This is a genomic window from Cupriavidus sp. 291-E7 (assembly GCF_057798835.1).
Genome location: NZ_JBYOJV010000005.1, coordinates 327295 through 342752 on the forward strand (window position 1 = coordinate 327295; position 15458 = coordinate 342752).

At 63.6% G+C, this 15458-nt stretch carries 14 protein-coding genes and 1 tRNA gene; 3 read left to right on the plus strand and 12 right to left on the minus strand.

Annotation, left to right across the window (positions count from 1 at the left end; translation table 11 throughout):
• Positions 1-6 precede the first annotated feature (6 nt).
• The 4 genes from AC3FLX_RS11975 to AC3FLX_RS11990 form a co-directional block, all read right to left on the minus strand.
• Positions 7-83: transfer RNA gene (locus tag AC3FLX_RS11975), tRNA-Gln, on the minus strand.
• A gap of 65 nt (positions 84-148) precedes the next feature.
• Positions 149-1036 (minus strand): 4-(cytidine 5'-diphospho)-2-C-methyl-D-erythritol kinase, encoded by an 888-nt coding sequence (ispE, locus tag AC3FLX_RS11980; RefSeq protein WP_488696783.1) that lies wholly within the window; start codon positions 1034-1036, stop codon positions 149-151.
• Complete coding sequence (locus AC3FLX_RS11985; protein ID WP_488696720.1) at positions 1036-1650, minus strand: outer membrane lipoprotein LolB; 615 nt, start codon at positions 1648-1650, stop codon at positions 1036-1038. The genes ispE and AC3FLX_RS11985 overlap by 1 nt, the downstream gene beginning before the upstream one ends.
• A gap of 128 nt (positions 1651-1778) precedes the next feature.
• Complete coding sequence (locus tag AC3FLX_RS11990; protein WP_488696721.1) at positions 1779-3650, minus strand: tetratricopeptide repeat protein; 1872 nt, start codon at positions 3648-3650, stop codon at positions 1779-1781.
• Between the two features lie 224 nt (positions 3651-3874).
• On the opposite strand from AC3FLX_RS11990, the gene mutM reads away from it, so the two are divergent.
• From mutM to mutY, 3 genes are all read left to right on the plus strand, one after another.
• Positions 3875-4789 (plus strand): bifunctional DNA-formamidopyrimidine glycosylase/DNA-(apurinic or apyrimidinic site) lyase, encoded by a 915-nt coding sequence (gene mutM, locus AC3FLX_RS11995; protein WP_488696723.1) that lies wholly within the window; start codon positions 3875-3877, stop codon positions 4787-4789.
• 343 nt (positions 4790-5132) lie between these two features.
• Positions 5133-7076, plus strand: a complete 1944-nt coding sequence (locus tag AC3FLX_RS12000) for a dynamin family protein (RefSeq protein WP_488696725.1) — start codon at positions 5133-5135, stop codon at positions 7074-7076.
• Between the two features lie 70 nt (positions 7077-7146).
• Complete coding sequence (mutY, locus tag AC3FLX_RS12005; protein ID WP_488696727.1) at positions 7147-8298, plus strand: A/G-specific adenine glycosylase; 1152 nt, start codon at positions 7147-7149, stop codon at positions 8296-8298.
• A gap of 32 nt (positions 8299-8330) precedes the next feature.
• Here mutY and AC3FLX_RS12010 read toward each other — a convergent pair whose 3' ends face one another.
• The 8 genes from AC3FLX_RS12010 to lptB all read right to left on the minus strand — a co-directional run bounded on the left by AC3FLX_RS12010 (position 8331) and on the right by lptB (position 15437).
• On the minus strand, positions 8331-8984 hold the full coding sequence (locus AC3FLX_RS12010) for an LON peptidase substrate-binding domain-containing protein (RefSeq protein WP_488696729.1): 654 nt from the start codon (positions 8982-8984) through the stop codon (positions 8331-8333).
• Positions 8985-9044: 60 nt separating this feature from the next.
• Positions 9045-9935, minus strand: coding sequence for an RNase adapter RapZ (gene rapZ / locus AC3FLX_RS12015; protein WP_488696730.1), 891 nt, complete (start codon positions 9933-9935; stop codon positions 9045-9047).
• 121 nt (positions 9936-10056) lie between these two features.
• A complete protein-coding gene (locus AC3FLX_RS12020; protein ID WP_488696732.1) occupies positions 10057-10395 on the minus strand; it encodes a PsiF family protein in 339 nt (112 codons plus the stop codon).
• A 197-nt stretch (positions 10396-10592) separates the two neighbouring features.
• On the minus strand, positions 10593-11564 hold the full coding sequence (gene hprK / locus AC3FLX_RS12025; RefSeq protein WP_488696734.1) for an HPr(Ser) kinase/phosphatase: 972 nt from the start codon (positions 11562-11564) through the stop codon (positions 10593-10595).
• A 66-nt stretch (positions 11565-11630) separates the two neighbouring features.
• Positions 11631-12086 carry a PTS IIA-like nitrogen regulatory protein PtsN gene (gene ptsN, locus AC3FLX_RS12030; RefSeq protein ID WP_488696736.1) on the minus strand — a complete coding sequence of 152 codons (456 nt, stop codon included), beginning with the start codon at positions 12084-12086 and terminating at the stop codon, positions 11631-11633.
• Positions 12087-12584: 498 nt separating this feature from the next.
• Positions 12585-12938 (minus strand): ribosome hibernation-promoting factor, HPF/YfiA family, encoded by a 354-nt coding sequence (gene hpf, locus AC3FLX_RS12035; RefSeq protein ID WP_488696738.1) that lies wholly within the window; start codon positions 12936-12938, stop codon positions 12585-12587.
• A gap of 50 nt (positions 12939-12988) precedes the next feature.
• The gene (locus AC3FLX_RS12040) at positions 12989-14470 is read right to left on the minus strand and encodes an RNA polymerase factor sigma-54 (protein WP_488696740.1); all 1482 of its coding nucleotides are present in this window, start codon (positions 14468-14470) and stop codon (positions 12989-12991) included.
• Between the two features lie 166 nt (positions 14471-14636).
• Entirely contained in the window at positions 14637-15437 is an 801-nt protein-coding gene (gene lptB / locus AC3FLX_RS12045; protein ID WP_488696741.1) for an LPS export ABC transporter ATP-binding protein, read from the minus strand.
• Positions 15438-15458 lie beyond the last annotated feature (21 nt).

Sequence of the window (15458 nt, forward strand, 5' to 3'; positions counted from 1 at the left end):
AAGTAATGGCAGGGGAAGAAGGATTCGAACCTTCGAATGCCGGAATCAAAATCCGGTGCCTTGACCAACTTGGCGACTCCCCTACACAACCTTTACCGTCTGTCGCCGAACCGAACTTTACTTCAGTACTGCGCCAAACGAAAACCTGTTACGCGAAAGCTGCGAGCGGGTGTTGCGACAAACTTCTTGCACACCTGCCATCCCAATCGGACGGCAACCTTTCCATCACGTTCTGCGCACTTGCTTCGTCGTCGAAACGGGCAAACACGCAGGCTCCGGAACCGGTCATCCTTGCATGGGGACTGTATTGTCTCAGCCATTCAAGGGCTCGGGCAACTTCGCCGAACTTCGCTGTTGCTATCGCTTGCAAGTCGTTGCGACCGAAAGCGAATTTGTTTGTGCAAGCAGCGAAGTCCGCAACTATAGAGATCGGTGAATTCCTTGTCAAGCGCTCGTCGGAAAAAATTGAAGCAGTCGGTACATGCTGGCGCGGGTGGATAACGACGAACCAGCTGTCCGGCAGTTCGACAGGAGTCAGCTCCTCGCCCACGCCTTCGGCAAACGCATTCTGGCCGAACACAAAGACGGGTACGTCGGCACCCAGTGTCAGGCCGATACGCATCAGTTCGGCGCGCGGCAGTGCCGTGCCCCACAAGTGGTTCAGCGCCAGCAGCGTGGTGGCCGCGTCCGATGATCCGCCGCCGATGCCGCCGCCCATCGGCAGCTTCTTGTCGATGGCGATGTCGGCCCCGAAACGCGTGCCGCTGGCCTGCTGCAACGCACGCGCCGCACGCACCACCAGGTCGGTGTCGGCCGGAACGCCGGGGATATCCGTGACGCGTGCGATGACGCCATCGTCACGGCGATGAAAGTGCAGCGTGTCCGACCAGTCGATCAGCTGGAACACGGTTTGCAACGTGTGGTACCCGTCCGGGCGGCGGCCCGTTACATGCAGGAACAGGTTGAGCTTGGCCGGCGCGGGGCAGTTGCGCAGTTCGGCGGGCGGCAGCGTGTGGCTGGAGGTTGTTGCTTGCATCATTGTTCGGATTTCGGATCGATCACGAGTCGCACGGACAGCGGCGCTTCATTGCCATCGCGCGCCATGTCGATGCGGCGCGGCTGTGCCGACGTTGTGGCGGTGCCTTCGGGGGTTTCCTGCCACGCCACATAGCGCACGGTCCAGCCGTTCTGCTTCAGCGTGTCGGGGCGGCCGTTTGTGTCGCGCGTGACGCTCGCGGGCTTGCCGGGGGTGGGGCGGGCGTGCAGCCAGTCGCGCATGCCCGAGACGGGCAGCGAAAAGCCCAGCGCCTGCTCCATCAGGGTGTCCACCTCGGGGGCATTGCGTGGCTTTTCATTGGGCAGATCGAGCGTGGCGCCCGAAGGCGTGCTGGTCACCACCGCCAGTGTCTGGCCAAGGGGCGATATCAGGTCGAGCCGCACGTTGCGGCCCTGCTCTTCCCATCGGAAGCTGCCTTGCACGCCTTCACTGCGGCCGTAGCGCGTGTAGTTGGCGGCAAAGCGTCCCGTGTATTGCTCGCTGCGCGCGGTCTCGCCAGCGTCGAAACTGCGTGAGGGTGTGATGGTGCTGCACGCGGCAAGCCAGAGCGGGGCGGCCACGCAGAGCAGGGCCAGGCGTCGGGATCGGAGCATGTGCAAGAGTCAGAGTCGCGGAAATTTGGCGGCGGTGGCGTGAAGACGGCGCAGTAAGACGCGGATCGTCAGAATGAAGCGCCCGGGCACAAGGCCCGGGCGGCAACACGCATGATACGCAAGGCGGATTATTTGGACAGCAGCAGGTTCTGGTTGTAGCGGCGCAGCGTGTCGAGCAGCGTGGCGTTTTCCGGCTCCACCTTGGCGGCCTCGTACCACGTCTTGCGCGCTTCCTCGTGCTGGCCCAGTTGCCAGAGCACCTCGCCCAGGTGGGCGCCGATCTCGGCTTCGGGCGCCTTCGAGTACGCGGTCTTCAGCAGATCAGCGGCGGGCTGGAGTTCGCCCTGGCGGTATTTCACCCAGCCCAGGCTGTCCATGATGTAAGGATCGTCCGGGCCAAGCTCCGAGGCACGCTCCAGCAGCTTGCGCGCTTCGGGCAGCCGCTCGTTGCGGTCGGCCAGCGAATAGCCCAGCGCGTTGTAGCCCTGCTTTTGTTCCGGCTGCAGCGCGATGACCTTGCGCAGGCCACGCTCCATGCTGTCGTAGCGCTTCTCGCGCTCGTCGAGCATGGCCAGCTCGTAGAGCCAGTCGGCGTTGTCCGGCTCGACCTTGACCCGTTCGTCCAGCACCTTGCGCGCGCGATCGTAGGCCTTGCCTTCGAGCAGGGCGCCCACTTCGGCCTGGCGAATCGCGGTCATGCGCTGGTTGCGCTGGATCGGGTCGGAGATGTCCTCGGCATCGGCCAGCAGTTCGCCGAACACGGCCTGAGCGTCGTCGAGCTTGCCCATGCGTACCAGCAGCTGGCCGCGCTTGGCCTGCGCCGCGGTGGCCAGACGGCCGTCCTCGATCCGGTCGAGCCAGTTGATAGCCGTCGCGTAATCCTTCTTCTCCTCGGCGATCTGGGCCAGGTACTGGAACGCGACGTCGGGATTGGCGGCCGGCGATTTCTCGGCCATCTGCAGGTATTCCTTCAGATAGCGCTCGGCATCGTCATAGCTGCGTGCCTGCAGGCTGGTCAGTCCAAGCGCCAGCGGTACGCGCGGATCGTTCGGGGCCACCTTGCGCAGCACCTCGAACTCGGCGCGCGCGGCCTGCATGTCGTTCTTCTGCAGATACAGACGGGCCAGCGTGATGTGTCCGTTGACCGACTGGGGCGACTTGGCCAGGAAACGCTTGAGCACCTCGATCGACTTGTCCGTGGCCGATTCGGCCTGGAGTTCGGCCGCCATCAGTGCGGCGGGTTCGAGGTCGGGCTTGATGCGCAGTGCCTGGTCCAGTTCCGTCAGCGCGCCGGCGTTGTCGCCGGCAGCCTCGCGGGCACGCGCCAGGGCCAGATGCGTTTCCGCCAGCTTCGTGTCGCCTGCCGTGACGCGCTGGAGCACGCCAACCGCGCCGGCCGGATCGCTGGTGCGCGACATCTGCTGCTGCAGCAGCAGAATGGCATCGCCGCGATGTCCGGTGGGTGCCGCCGCCAGTTGCTGCACCAGCAGTGGCTCGGCGTCTTCCCAGCGGCCGTTCAGCACCAGCAGCGTCGACAGAACCTGGCGAGCAGCCGGCGACTTCGGTGCCAGCTCCGACCAGAGCCGGGCGCTATCGAGCGCCTGTTGCGCGACGCGTGCGTTAAAGGCGATTTCCGTGGCCCGTTGCGCCAGGCGCGGATCGCGCGTTTCCCGGGCCAGGTCCATGTAGGTGCGATAGGCCGGTCCCACCAGCCCGCGCTGCAGCGAGATCTCGGCAGCCAGCACGCGGTAGACGATGTCCGGCGTCAGCGCGACGTTCGGCAATGGTGTGCGCGCGGCACGGGCCGCCGACGACGGCGCCGGCACTTCGATGACTTCGTCATCGTTCTGGGCAACCGTTGCGGGCGCGGCGTGAGCCAGCGATGCCAATGCCAGGCACGCGGCCACGCCCAGGGCGCGTGCATGGCGACGGAAACGGAATGCAGTCATGGGGATGGCTTCCGGGCGCATGGCCTGAGAGGACAAGATTTGGTCCTGCATGAATCAAAGCTCCGGCGCACGGGGGCGTAGGAATGGATGGAGGCATTGTAGCCTGCCGCTACAATGCCCTGCTTGCCTTGCAGGGCGCTTACGTATGGGAACCCGCACACTGGGAGTGCGACGGCAGGGAATTCCCTGCGTGGTTGGAGCGTAAAAGTGGGTCATAGGTTCTGCAAAGGCGATGGTTGCCGGGCCGGACCCGGCCAGGGAGACAAGGGCGCGCAATGCCAGAACTACCGGAAGTCGAAGTCACGCGGCGTGGATTGCTGCCGCATGTGGTGGGGCGTCGCATCGTCCGGGTGACCGTGCGTCATCGCGGCCTGCGCTGGCCGGTGGAGCCCGAACTCGAGGCACGCCTGACCGGTCGCGTGATCGGCCGTATCGAGCGACGCGGCAAATACCTGCTGCTCGAATGTCTGCCGGCTCAGGAAACCGATGATCCGGAGCGCGTTCAGGACGACCCGTCCGGCGAATCCGCCGAGCCAGGCTGGCTGCTTGTGCACCTTGGCATGACCGGCACGCTGCGCGTCTATCCGGACCCCCCGGCTGCCGGGGCGCACGATCACCTTGACCTGGTGCTGGCGCCCGCCGATGGCCGGAACGGCGACGCCGGCAGCATGGTGCTGCGTTTCCGCGATCCACGCCGCTTCGGCGCCATCATCTGGACGCCCCTGGCGGAAGCGGCGCTGTCCGAACATCCGCTGCTGCGGCGGCTCGGCATCGAACCATTCGACCCGCGTTTCGACGGTGCCTGGTTCCACAAGCTCACGCGCGGCCGCTCCGTGGCGATCAAGCAAGCACTGCTGGCCGGGGAAATCGTCGTGGGCGTCGGCAATATCTATTGCTCGGAAAGCCTGTTCCGCGCCGGCATCCGCCCCACCACGCCGGCAGGCCGAATCAGCCTGGCGCGCTACGACAAACTGGCCGCCGCCGTACGTGAAACGCTGACCGAAGCCATTGCGCGCGGCGGCAGCACCCTGCGCGATTTCGTCGGCAGCGACGGCAGCAGCGGCTATTTCCAGTTGGACTGCCTGGTCTACGACCGCGCCGGCGAGCCATGCCGGGTTTGCGGCACGCCGATTCGCCAGATCGTGCAGGGTCAGCGCTCGACGTTCTATTGCCCGCATTGCCAGCACTGAAGCCGGTCAGCCGCAAGTTGATCCGACAACACACGGGGTGTGCCGGCCCACCTTGAGACATGGCAATCCCGTGGCGAAATATTGTTGCAATACATTGCCGATGGGTCGGCGCAACACTCGTGGCGCAGAAGCACGACAAGGGACGCGAATTCCACAAAATCTGTCCGGAAACCTGTATCGTGTGCGCAGTCATAAAAAGTTACAAAAACCGCCGGAGCCGCCCGTTTGACAAGGCTGTCCGGCAAGACGCCTGACATCGGGTCCGCGGGTCAACGGAGACACCCGGCGCCAGGCGTGTATGCGCCCAAAACCATAATTCCGAGCCGAAACAGCGAACCACTCCATGACGAGCCTCGCCCATCAATTCGAACAATATGGCGCCTGGAGAACCGGGGTCCTTCAGTCACTCGCCGAATTCCAATCCTGGTTGCAACAGTACGACCTGCATGACGCCACCGCGGACGACCGCGCGCAGCGCATCCAGAACGTGCTCAAGAGCGACCGGCTCAAGGTTGCGTTCATTGCCGAGTTCTCGCGCGGCAAGAGCGAACTGATCAACGCCATCTTCTTTGCCGACTACGGCCGCCGCATTTTGCCGTCGTCCGCTGGCCGGACGACGATGTGTCCGACGGAGCTGCGCTACGACGAACACGAGCAGCCCTGCATCCGGCTGCTGCCGATCGAAACGCGGCTGCAGGACGCCTCGACTGCCGACTTCATGGAACCGGGGGCGTCCAACTCGCACTGGACCACGGTACCGCTCGACCCGTCGTCGCCAGACGGCATGCTGGCCGCGTTCCAGCATGTTGTGGAAACCACGCGCGTGACTCCGGCTATGGCGGAATCGCTTGGCCTGTACAACGAGAACGATCCCGACGCCGCGTATTCGGTGGATGCCGACGGCATGGTGGAAATCTCGCGCTGGCGCCATGCGGTGATCAATTTTCCGCATCCGCTGCTGCGCCAGGGGCTGGTGATTCTCGATACGCCGGGCCTGAACGCCATTGGTACCGAACCGGAACTGACGCTGCGCCTGATTCCCGACGCGCACGTGGTGGTGTTCGTGCTGGCCGCCGATGCTGGTGTGACCAAGAGCGACCTCGCGCTCTGGCGTAGCCACGTCGGGGCGGGCCATCGCCGCGGTTGCCTGGCCGTGCTGAACAAGATCGATGGTCTGTGGGACCCGCTCAAGTCGTCGCCGGAAATCGCCAGCGAGATTGCGCGCCAGGTTCGCACTACCGCGCAGACGCTGGGTATCGAGGAACGCCGCGTGTATCCGGTGTCCGCGCAGAAGGGCTTGGTGGCCAAGGTCACGCATGACCAGGCCATGCTCGTGCGCAGCAACCTGATGCAGTTTGAGAACGTGCTGTCGGACCAGTTGATTCCGCAGCGGCGCGAGATCGTGTCCGACCAGGTGCAGCGCCTGGTGCAGGACATGTCGCGTGGCGCGCAGCAGCTGCTGCAAAGCCGCCGGCGCGATATCGTCGAACAGCTGTTCGAACTGCGCGGCCTGCGCGGCAAGAACCACGCGATGGTCAAGCACATGCTGATGCGTGTGCAGAGCGAGAAGGAAGAGTTCGAGCAGAGCATCGCCAAGTTCCAGGCGCTGCGACTGGTGTTTGGCCGCCATAGCGCCGACATCATCAAGAGCCTGCAACTGCGCGACGTACGCCGGACGATGCGCGACAAGCGCGAGCAGATGAAGGAGCGCTTCTTCTCGCGCGGCCTGCGCGAGGATATGGATGCATTGTTCGGCCAGTTGACGGGGCTGATCGAGGAATCCGATCGCAAGATCGGCGAGCTGCACCAGTTGGTGGACAGCATGTATCGCCGCTTCAATGCGGAGCATGGTTTCACGCTGCCGTCGCCGATGCAGTTCGTGACGTCGCGCTACACGAACGAGCTGCAGGAAACGCTGGCCCTGGTCAACGCGCACTTCGGCACGGTGAACATGCTGACGCGTTCGCGTCCGCAACTGGTGCAGAACGCGTTCGCGACGATGGCTAGCCGCGTGCTGGAGAACTTCCGCGACCTGAACCGCGATATCGAGATCTGGCTGAAGTCGGTGATGACGCCGCTGGAGGCGCAGGTGCGCGAGCACCAGAAGCAGCTGCGCCGCCGCGTGGATTCGATCGAGCGCATTCACGAAGCTACCGACACGCTGGAAAGCCGTATCGCCGAGCTGGAGGAAGTGCTGAACGGCCTGGACGAGCGAAGCACGAAGATCGAGTCGTTCACGCGCAAGCTGGTGGAGCTGCCGGTGGAGTCGTCAGCGCGCGCTGCGTAGTCTTCCAACGATCATTGGTATCATGTGGCGCCGCCTTCAGAGCGGCGCTTTTTCTTTCCAAGATCCCGCAATGCCCCGCAAGCCTGCCGCAGCTCCCTCGCCCACAGATAACATCGCCGTGCCGTCCGATTTCGGCATGCGCGTGGTGACGTGGCAGCGCCGGCATGGCCGGCATGACCTGCCGTGGCAGAACACGCGCGACCCGTACCGCATCTGGCTGTCCGAGATCATGCTGCAGCAGACGCAGGTGGCGGCCGTGATCGAGTACTTCCAGCGTTTTGTGACCGCGCTGCCTACCGTGGCGGCGTTGGCCGCCGCGCCGGCCGACGAGGTCATGGCGTTGTGGGCGGGGCTAGGCTACTACTCGCGGGCGCGCAATCTGCATCGCTGTGCGAAGGCGGTCATCGAAGAGCACGACGGCGTTTTTCCGACCGATCCGGCGGTACTCGTCACGTTGCCCGGTATCGGACGCTCGACCGCGGCGGCCATTGCGGCATTCAGCGCCGGCGTGCGCTCACCGATTCTCGATGGCAACGTCAAGCGCGTATTCGCGCGCGTGTTTGGCATCCACGGCTATCCGGGCGAACGCGCCATCGAGACCCGCATGTGGGGGCTGGCCGAACAGGCACTCCCCCCCGCCGGGCCGACGCAGGCCGACGACATGGTGGCCTACACGCAGGGACTGATGGACCTGGGCGCCACGATCTGCTCGCGCGGCAAGCCGGCCTGTCTGCGCGATGCCGATGCGTGTCCGCTGGCGGCGGACTGTGTGGCCCGCCGGGACAACCTCACGGCGTTACTGCCCACACCAAAACCTCGTGCCGCGATTCCGGAGCGAAGCACGGTCATGCTGATCGTCCGTCACGGGCGCAACGTTCTAGTCAATCTGCGGCCTGGCAGCGGCATTTGGGGAGGGCTGTGGAGCCTGCCCGAAATCGCGGTGGACACCGTGCCGTTCGATGCCGAGGCCGCGGAAGATGCGGCGCTGGAGCTGGCCAGGCAATTCGGCCAGCCAACGCGCGCGCATCTGGCCGGGGAGTTGACCCATGTGTTCACGCACTTCCGTCTGTTGATCCGCGCCGTGCGTGTCGATCTGGATGAGGCGGCGTCGCGCGCCAATGGCGAAACGCGATGGTTGTCGCTGGACGACCTCGATGCCCTGGGAACGCCCGCGCCGGTGCGGCGCCTGCTGGAAGACCAGGCGCGCATGGGACTCTTCTGAAGTCGTTTCCCGGTTTGCTGAAGGGCCGGCGATCAGACGATGTGGTGCTGGCGCATGTAGCGGTGCACGATCTCGATGCGCATGCCGGCGTCGGGCAAGGCCATCAGCATCTGCTTGGCCTTGAGCGGCACGGGCAGTAGCTCGCACAGGCGGTTGGCCACCCAGCTCGGGTCGTCCCAAAGGTAGGGTTCCGCGAAGGGCAGCTTCGACTTGTCGGGCTGTTCGCTGTGGACCGACGCGACGATCCGGCGCAACGCCTCCAGGCATTCGCTCAATAGTTCCAACTTGCAGTCGATGATGTCGGCTGGCAGCACCTCGGCCTGGGCCACCATCAGGCCGTCGTCACGTGTCGCGTGAGACAGCGCGCGAAAGCGTTGCCGCCCGCGTGTCTCGATCAGCAGCACGCCCAGCTGCTCCATATTGCAGTCGACGATCTGCGCCAGGCAGCCGATCTCCTCGGGCACGGTTTTCTGGCCGGGGCGGGCGACCTCTTCACCGCTGGCGATCAGGCAGACCCCAAACGGCGCGCCATCGCGCATGCAGTTGCGCACCATGTCGACATAGCGCTTTTCGAACACACGCAGCGGCAGGCGGCCGTCTGGAAAGAGGACCGTATTGAGGGGAAACAGCGGTAGCGCATCCAGGATGGTGCCGATGGGTGCGGTGTCGGTGGGAGGTGTCGACATGCGATTGGCCGCTCCAGTGACAGGGAGGGCCACCGGGGCCGCCCCTTTCAAGCCCGCGTGTCAGCCGGCTGGGCCCATTTCGCGGTGTCTGACCAGCACATTACCATGCGCCCGGAAATAGTTGGCGAGTCGTTCGGCGATGAACACTGAACGATGCTGCCCGCCCGTGCAGCCGATGGCCACCGTCAGGTAGCTGCGGTTGTCCGCAATGAAACTTGGCAGCCACTTCTCCACGTAGGCGCGGATATCCTCGGCCATCGCCAGTACCATCGGCTGGCTTTGCAGGAAATCCACGACCGGCGCGTCGCGGCCGGTGAGTGGGCGCAGGGCAAGGTCGTAGTAGGGATTCGGCAGCGAGCGCACGTCGAAGACGAGGTCGGCGTCGCTAGGCACCCCATGCTTGAAGCCAAACGATTCGAACAGCAGTGTCAGCGACTGGCCGCTGGCGCGGTCATCACGGATCAGTTCCTTGACCCAGCTGCGCAGCGTGTTGGTGCGCACGTTGCTGGTATCGATGCGATGCGCCGACTCGGCCAGCGGGCTGAGCAGCTCGCGCTCCATCTCGATGGCTTCGATCAGGGATGTGCTGGCTGGTGCTTCCGCATCGCTGGCCGCGCCAGTCTCCACCTGTGCCGACAACGGATGGCGGCGGCGGGTCTCCGAATAGCGTTGTACCAGCGCGTCCGTATTTGCCGTCAGGAACAGCACCTGCACCTGATGGCTCGCGGAGAGCTCGCGTACGGTGTCGGGCAAGCGCGCCAGCGACTCGCGGCTGCGAATATCGGTGGCCACGCCAAGGTGCGTATAGCCCTGATCGGCCAGATAGGTGGTGAGATCGGGGATGAATTGGGCCGGCAGATTGTCGACGCAGTAGTAGCCTGCATCTTCCAGGACGTTCAGGGCGACAGACTTGCCGGAGCCGGAAATTCCGGTGATGAGAATGATCCGCATAGCGACGCAAGCATAGCACCGCAAGGTGGCTGCGTCATGACAGCGTGTGCCATACAAAAATGGCGAATCGCTGAGGATTCGCCATTTTTACGGTAAGAATTGCCAGATATGCGGCGATCGATCAGGCTGCCGGTTTTGCCGACAGGCAATCGCTCATGGACTTCTTGTAGTCGTCGCCCTTCTTGCCCTTGTTCTGCTTGCTGCAGGCCGACATCTTTTCCTGCTGGGTCTTCGGCTCGGCGGCAGCGGCCGGGCCGCTACCCGACAGGCACTCGCTCTGGGCCTTCTTGTACTCGTCGCCCTTCTTGCCCTTGTTGGCCTTGGAGCAGGCGGCCATCTTTTCCTGCTGCGCGGTCTTGCCCGATTTCTCGGCCGCGGCCGGAGCCGACGCACCCTGGGCAAACGCGCCCGTGGCGAACAGGGGGGTGACCAGCACACACATCGCGATCAGCTTCTTCATGCTTCTCTCCTGGCTGTGGAAACACACATCGTGGCCGCAGGCCATCTGGGTGGCTGGCGGAAAAACGGGCTCGATGCCCATTACAGCACAAAACGGAGACTACCCACACCCCGTTGACGAAAACCGGGCCGGGCTTGTAAGCAAATGAAAACGCCCGCGGTCAGGCGGGCGTTTGGCCATCAGCAGCGCGGCCGCGGTCAGAGCAGGCGGCCTTGCCCGCGCGACACCACATCGGCCTGCATGGCGGCACGCTGGCGGTCCATGAAATCGCGCAGTGTATCGATACCGCGCAGGCGCAGGATCGTATTGCGGACGGCGGCCTCCACCAGAACGGCCAAGTTACGGCCGGCGGCCACCTGGATCTTGACCATGTGGATTGGCAGGCCAAGCACATCGAGGTACTGGGAGTCGAGCGGCAGCCGCTCGAATTCGCCATCGTTACGGCGTACCAGCTGCACCACGAGCTTGAGCTTCATCTTCCGGCGTACGGCCGTTTCACCGAAGATGGTCTTGATGTCGAGCAGGCCCAGGCCGCGCACCTCGAGCAGGTTCTGCAGCAGGGGCGGGCAGCGGCCTTCGATGAAATCCGGTCCCAGGCGCACGAAATCCACGGCGTCGTCGGCCACCAGGCCGTGTCCGCGCGAAATCAGTTCCAGGCCAAGCTCGCTCTTGCCCAGGCCGGATTCGCCCATGATCAGCACGCCCATCCCGAGGATGTCGAGAAATACGCCGTGCATCGTTACGCGCGGCGCGGAAATGCGCGACAGGTAGAGCCGAAGGTGGTCGATTACGGCCGCCGAGGAGACCGGCGTCGTGAACAGCGGCGTGGACGAGCGCGTGCAGCGCAGTTCCAGGTCGGGCGGCGGCTCCATGCCATCGGCGACCACCAGGAACGGTGGTTCGAGCAGGATCAGTTCGCCCATCTGGCGCTTGCGCGGCTCGTCGTCCAGACGCTGGTAGTACTGGATCTCGGGCTTGCCCAGCACCTGGATCCGGTTCGGGTGGATCAGGTTCAGGTGGCCTACCAGGTCGGCGGCGGAGGTGGCTTCGCGCGCGAATTCGACGTCGAAGGCGCGATCGGCCCCTTCCAGACCGGCTATCCACGACAATTTAATGTCGGCTGCGTTGTCATCGAAGATCGACTGCGAGGTGACGCCGGTGAGTTCCATGCGGGATGACTTTCTACGAGGGGGCGGTATGGCGTCAGGCGGCGTGCCAGTGCAGCCTGTGGATCATCACGGATGCCATTCGGTCAGCAACTGATGGACCGCCTCGGGCGTGGGCAGCGTGGCCAGGCCCTCGCGCATTTCGCGGTCCGACAGCAGTTGCGCGATTTCCGAAAGGATCTCGAGGTGCTGCTGCGTGGCCTGTTCGGGCACCAGCAGGAAGATGAGCAGCGAGACCGGCTTGCCGTCCGGTGATTCGAACGGAATTGGCTCCGCCAGGCGCATGAAGCCGCCCAGCGGCTGCTTTAGTCCCTTGATACGGCCGTGCGGAATGGCCACGCCGGCGCCCAGGCCGGTAGAGCCGAGCGATTCGCGTGCGAAAAGATTGTCCGTGACAGTGGCTCGGGCTACGCCATGATTGTTCTCGAACAGGAGCCCGGCTTGCTCGAAGACCCGCTTCTTGCTGGTGACGGTGACGTCGAGATGGATGTTGCCGGGTGGCAGCAATTTGGCCAAACGATTCATGGGCGATGCACGAGAAGTCAGGTTGGCGATACGGCGAACAGACGCCGTCCCGCCGCGATGGGGGCAATTCAGGATATCGAGTGCTATGAACGCCCGCATTGGAGCGTCCGGCCATTATAGAGCAGGGCCACAGCGCGCTTGTGCGCTGCGGCGCCGGCTTCGCGGGTGGTGCCGCGAACTGGCCGGCCGGTTTGCCCACCCGGATATTGCCGCCGCGCCCGCATGATCTTCCGTCATGCGGCATGCGATTCGGTTCACCGGGACCGTTCTGCCTGTCATTGTTGTATGACGCAGCATACACCGAGCCGCGCAAGATGCGAACACCCCCGGCGCATCAATTGGTCGCCTCCGTGGCGTCAAGGTAACGGAGAAATTCAGGCCAATGACGTTACGCGCCCATCAAAAAAGCCGCGCAGATGCGCGGCTTTGCTCTCTTCCTATTAGTCCTCTCGGGGGACGCTGAGGTCCTCTTCCAGGGGCAGTTCAGGGTTTGCCAGCCTATTGTTGCTGTAGTTGGGCTTCGGCCATCTGGTACTTGACCGCTTCCCGGTCATGCCCTTGCACGCGGTCCTTGTAGCGGATCACCTGCCGGTCGAGCTTGTCGACGAGACAGTCGATTGCCGCATACAGGTCTTCGTGATGCGCTTCGACGAAGATGTCCTTGCCCTTGAGATGTAGATTGATTTCCGCGTACTGACGCCGGTCCTTTTCCTTGTGGTTGTCGACAGATAGCAGCACGCTCACGCCAATGACCTGATCGAAATGCCTGACAATTCGCTCCAGTTTCGTTTCCACATACTCACGCAGCGGTGGCGTGATGTCGAGGTGGTGTCCACTGATCTTGAAGTTCATAGCGCTTCTCCTTCTGAAAGAGCCGCACCAGGCAGGCGGTTGCGGCTCGGCTACAAAGACTTGCGGAGATTGACTGCGGGGATTTTCAGCGCTTCGCGGTATTTGGCCACCGTGCGGCGTGCGACCACAAAGCCCTGTTCGCCCAGCAATTCGGCGATGCGGCTGTCGGAAAGAGGATTCCTGGGTTCTTCGGCTCCTATCAGTTGCTTGATCAGCGCGCGGATCGCCGTGGATGAGGCCGCGCCGCCAGTCTCCGTGGAGACGTGGCTACCAAAGAAGTACTTCAACTCGAAAGTACCCATTGGCGTGGCCATGTATTTGTTCGTGGTCACCCGGGAAATGGTCGACTCATGTAAACCGAGTGTATCGGCTATTTCCCGCAAAACCAAGGGGCGCATTGCTATTTCCCCGTGCGAAAAAAAGTTCTTCTGACGCTCAACAATTGCCTGCGCCACACGCAGGATCGTATCGAATCGCTGCTGAATGTTCTTGATAAGCCACCGGGCTTCCTGCAGTTTCTGCTGCAGTCCCGCGGCACCTGCTTCTCCCTTCGCACCGCGCAGGATCTGCGCGTACATGTCGTTGATACGCAGGCGTGGCATCACGTCGGGATTCAGCTGTGCAATCCAGCCGCTGCCGCTCTTGCGCACGAACACGTCCGGCACCACGAAGTCCGCTTCCGGGCGGCTGTACGCATGCCCTGGATACGGTGCCAGCGAACGGATCAGTTCATGCGCGGCCTTTAATGCGATTTCGTCAACTTGCAGCGCTTTCTTTAGGCGCGTGTAATCCCTGACGGCCAGCAACTCAAGGTGATGGTTGACGATGGACAAGGCCAGCTCGCGCTGCGGATGCTTCAGGCGCTTCAATTGCAGGCTCAGGCATTCCGAGGCATTGCGCGCGCCCACGCCCGGAGGATCGAAGCTTTGCAGCAACGTCAGCATCGCCTGCACTTCCTCGATTTCGAACTCCAGTTCCTCGGGCAGTTCCGTGCAGATTTCCTCGAGTGACGCACTCAGGTAGCCATCGTCGTCGAGCGATTCGATCAGGAAGATGGCCAGGCCCTTGTCGCGCGCGGAAATCTTAAGCGGCGTCAGCTGTTCCATCAGGTATTCGCGCAGCGTGGGATCGGCATCGCGCAACTGCATCGGCGTCTTCTCGTCTTCGTCGCCCTGTGGGCGGCGCGCGAAGTCGTCGAGGCTCCAGTCGTTGCCATAGTCTTCACTGCCGGAATCGCTGAAACCCTCTTCCTCGCCACCCGCGGCATGTTCCTGACGGTCGTCGCCGTTGGCCTGCGGTTCGGCAGGGGCGGGCGCCGGTGCGCTTTGCAGGTTCACCGAGCCGTCCGCCGCCACGCGCAGCGGGCTTTCGATCCAGTCGTTTTCGCGTTCGAGCAGCGGGTTTTCCGTCAGCGCCTGCTCCACTTCCTGCTGCAGTTCGAGCGTGGAAAGCTGCAGCAGCCGAATCGACTGCTGTAGTTGTGGAGTGAGTGCCAGATGCTGGGAGAGGCGGAGCTGAAGCGAAGGTTTCATGCGACCTATTCTATGCGCATCTTTCCGTTGTTGGAACGGAATTTGCTACAACCTATCGCTACGGCTTCTTGATCGGAAACGGCTTTGGAAAAGCCGAGTGCAGGTGCGGTAAAAATGACCTGCCTGATGTGCGCGGCTGACCGCCCGAGGGCGGCCGTCCGCGGCTTTACATGCGGAAGTTTTCGCCCAGGTAGACGCGTCGCACGGACTCGTTGGCGATGATTTCCTCGGGCTGGCCGGCGGCCAGCACCGTGCCTTCGCTGATGATGTATGCGTGGTCGCAGATGCCCAGCGTCTCACGCACGTTGTGGTCGGTGATCAGCACGCCGATATTGCGCGCCTTCAGGAAGCTCACGATGCGCTGGATCTCGCCCACCGCAATCGGGTCGACGCCGGCAAACGGTTCGTCGAGCAGGATGAAGCGCGGCGACGACGCCAGCGCGCGCGCGATTTCCACGCGGCGGCGCTCACCGCCCGACAGCGACAGCGCCGGGTTGTTGCGCAGGTGGGCAATTTGCAGGTCGTCGAGCAGCGAATCGAGCCGGCGGTCGATCTCGGCCTTGCTCAGCGGCTTGCCGTTGTCGATCTGCAGCTCCAGCACCGCGCGGATGTTCTCTTCCACGTTGAGCTTGCGGAAGACCGATGCCTCCTGCGGCAGGTAGGACAGCCCCATGCGGGCGCGTTCGTGGATGGCCAGCCCGCTGATGTGCTTGTCGTCGAGCACGATGTCGCCTTCGTCCAGCGCCACCAGGCCAACGATCATGTAGAAAGACGTGGTCTTGCCCGCGCCATTCGGACCCAGCAGGCCCACCACCTCGCCGCTCTTCACATCGAGTGATACGTCCTTGACCACCGTGCGTGTGCCGTAGCGCTTCTTCAGGTGACGCACGACCAGCGTGCTGCTGTCGGTGCGGACGGCCGATGCGGTAGACGAGGCGGAAGCGGCGAGCGTGGCGGTATCGTTCATCAGGGACTGGCTGGTAATTCG

What these genes read in the sequence shown, in the direction of transcription:
- AC3FLX_RS12000 (WP_488696725.1), top strand. Translation starts at nt 5,133, where the DNA reads ATGACGAGCCTCGCCCATCAATTCGAACAATATGGCGCCTGGAGAACC.
- hprK (WP_488696734.1), bottom strand. Translation starts at nt 11,564, where the DNA reads ATGGAACTCACCGGCGTCACCTCGCAGTCGATCTTCGATGACAACGCA.
- AC3FLX_RS12010 (WP_488696729.1), bottom strand. Translation starts at nt 8,984, where the DNA reads ATGTCGACACCTCCCACCGACACCGCACCCATCGGCACCATCCTGGAT.
- AC3FLX_RS11990 (WP_488696721.1), bottom strand. Translation starts at nt 3,650, where the DNA reads ATGCAGGACCAAATCTTGTCCTCTCAGGCCATGCGCCCGGAAGCCATC.
- hpf (WP_488696738.1), bottom strand. Translation starts at nt 12,938, where the DNA reads ATGAACTTCAAGATCAGTGGACACCACCTCGACATCACGCCACCGCTG.
- AC3FLX_RS12040 (WP_488696740.1), bottom strand. Translation starts at nt 14,470, where the DNA reads ATGAAACCTTCGCTTCAGCTCCGCCTCTCCCAGCATCTGGCACTCACT.
- rapZ (WP_488696730.1), bottom strand. Translation starts at nt 9,935, where the DNA reads ATGCGGATCATTCTCATCACCGGAATTTCCGGCTCCGGCAAGTCTGTC.
- AC3FLX_RS12020 (WP_488696732.1), bottom strand. Translation starts at nt 10,395, where the DNA reads ATGAAGAAGCTGATCGCGATGTGTGTGCTGGTCACCCCCCTGTTCGCC.
- ptsN (WP_488696736.1), bottom strand. Translation starts at nt 12,086, where the DNA reads ATGAATCGTTTGGCCAAATTGCTGCCACCCGGCAACATCCATCTCGAC.
- ispE (WP_488696783.1), bottom strand. Translation starts at nt 1,036, where the DNA reads ATGCAAGCAACAACCTCCAGCCACACGCTGCCGCCCGCCGAACTGCGC.
- mutM (WP_488696723.1), top strand. Translation starts at nt 3,875, where the DNA reads ATGCCAGAACTACCGGAAGTCGAAGTCACGCGGCGTGGATTGCTGCCG.
- mutY (WP_488696727.1), top strand. Translation starts at nt 7,147, where the DNA reads ATGCCCCGCAAGCCTGCCGCAGCTCCCTCGCCCACAGATAACATCGCC.
- lptB (WP_488696741.1), bottom strand. Translation starts at nt 15,437, where the DNA reads ATGAACGATACCGCCACGCTCGCCGCTTCCGCCTCGTCTACCGCATCG.
- AC3FLX_RS11985 (WP_488696720.1), bottom strand. Translation starts at nt 1,650, where the DNA reads ATGCTCCGATCCCGACGCCTGGCCCTGCTCTGCGTGGCCGCCCCGCTC.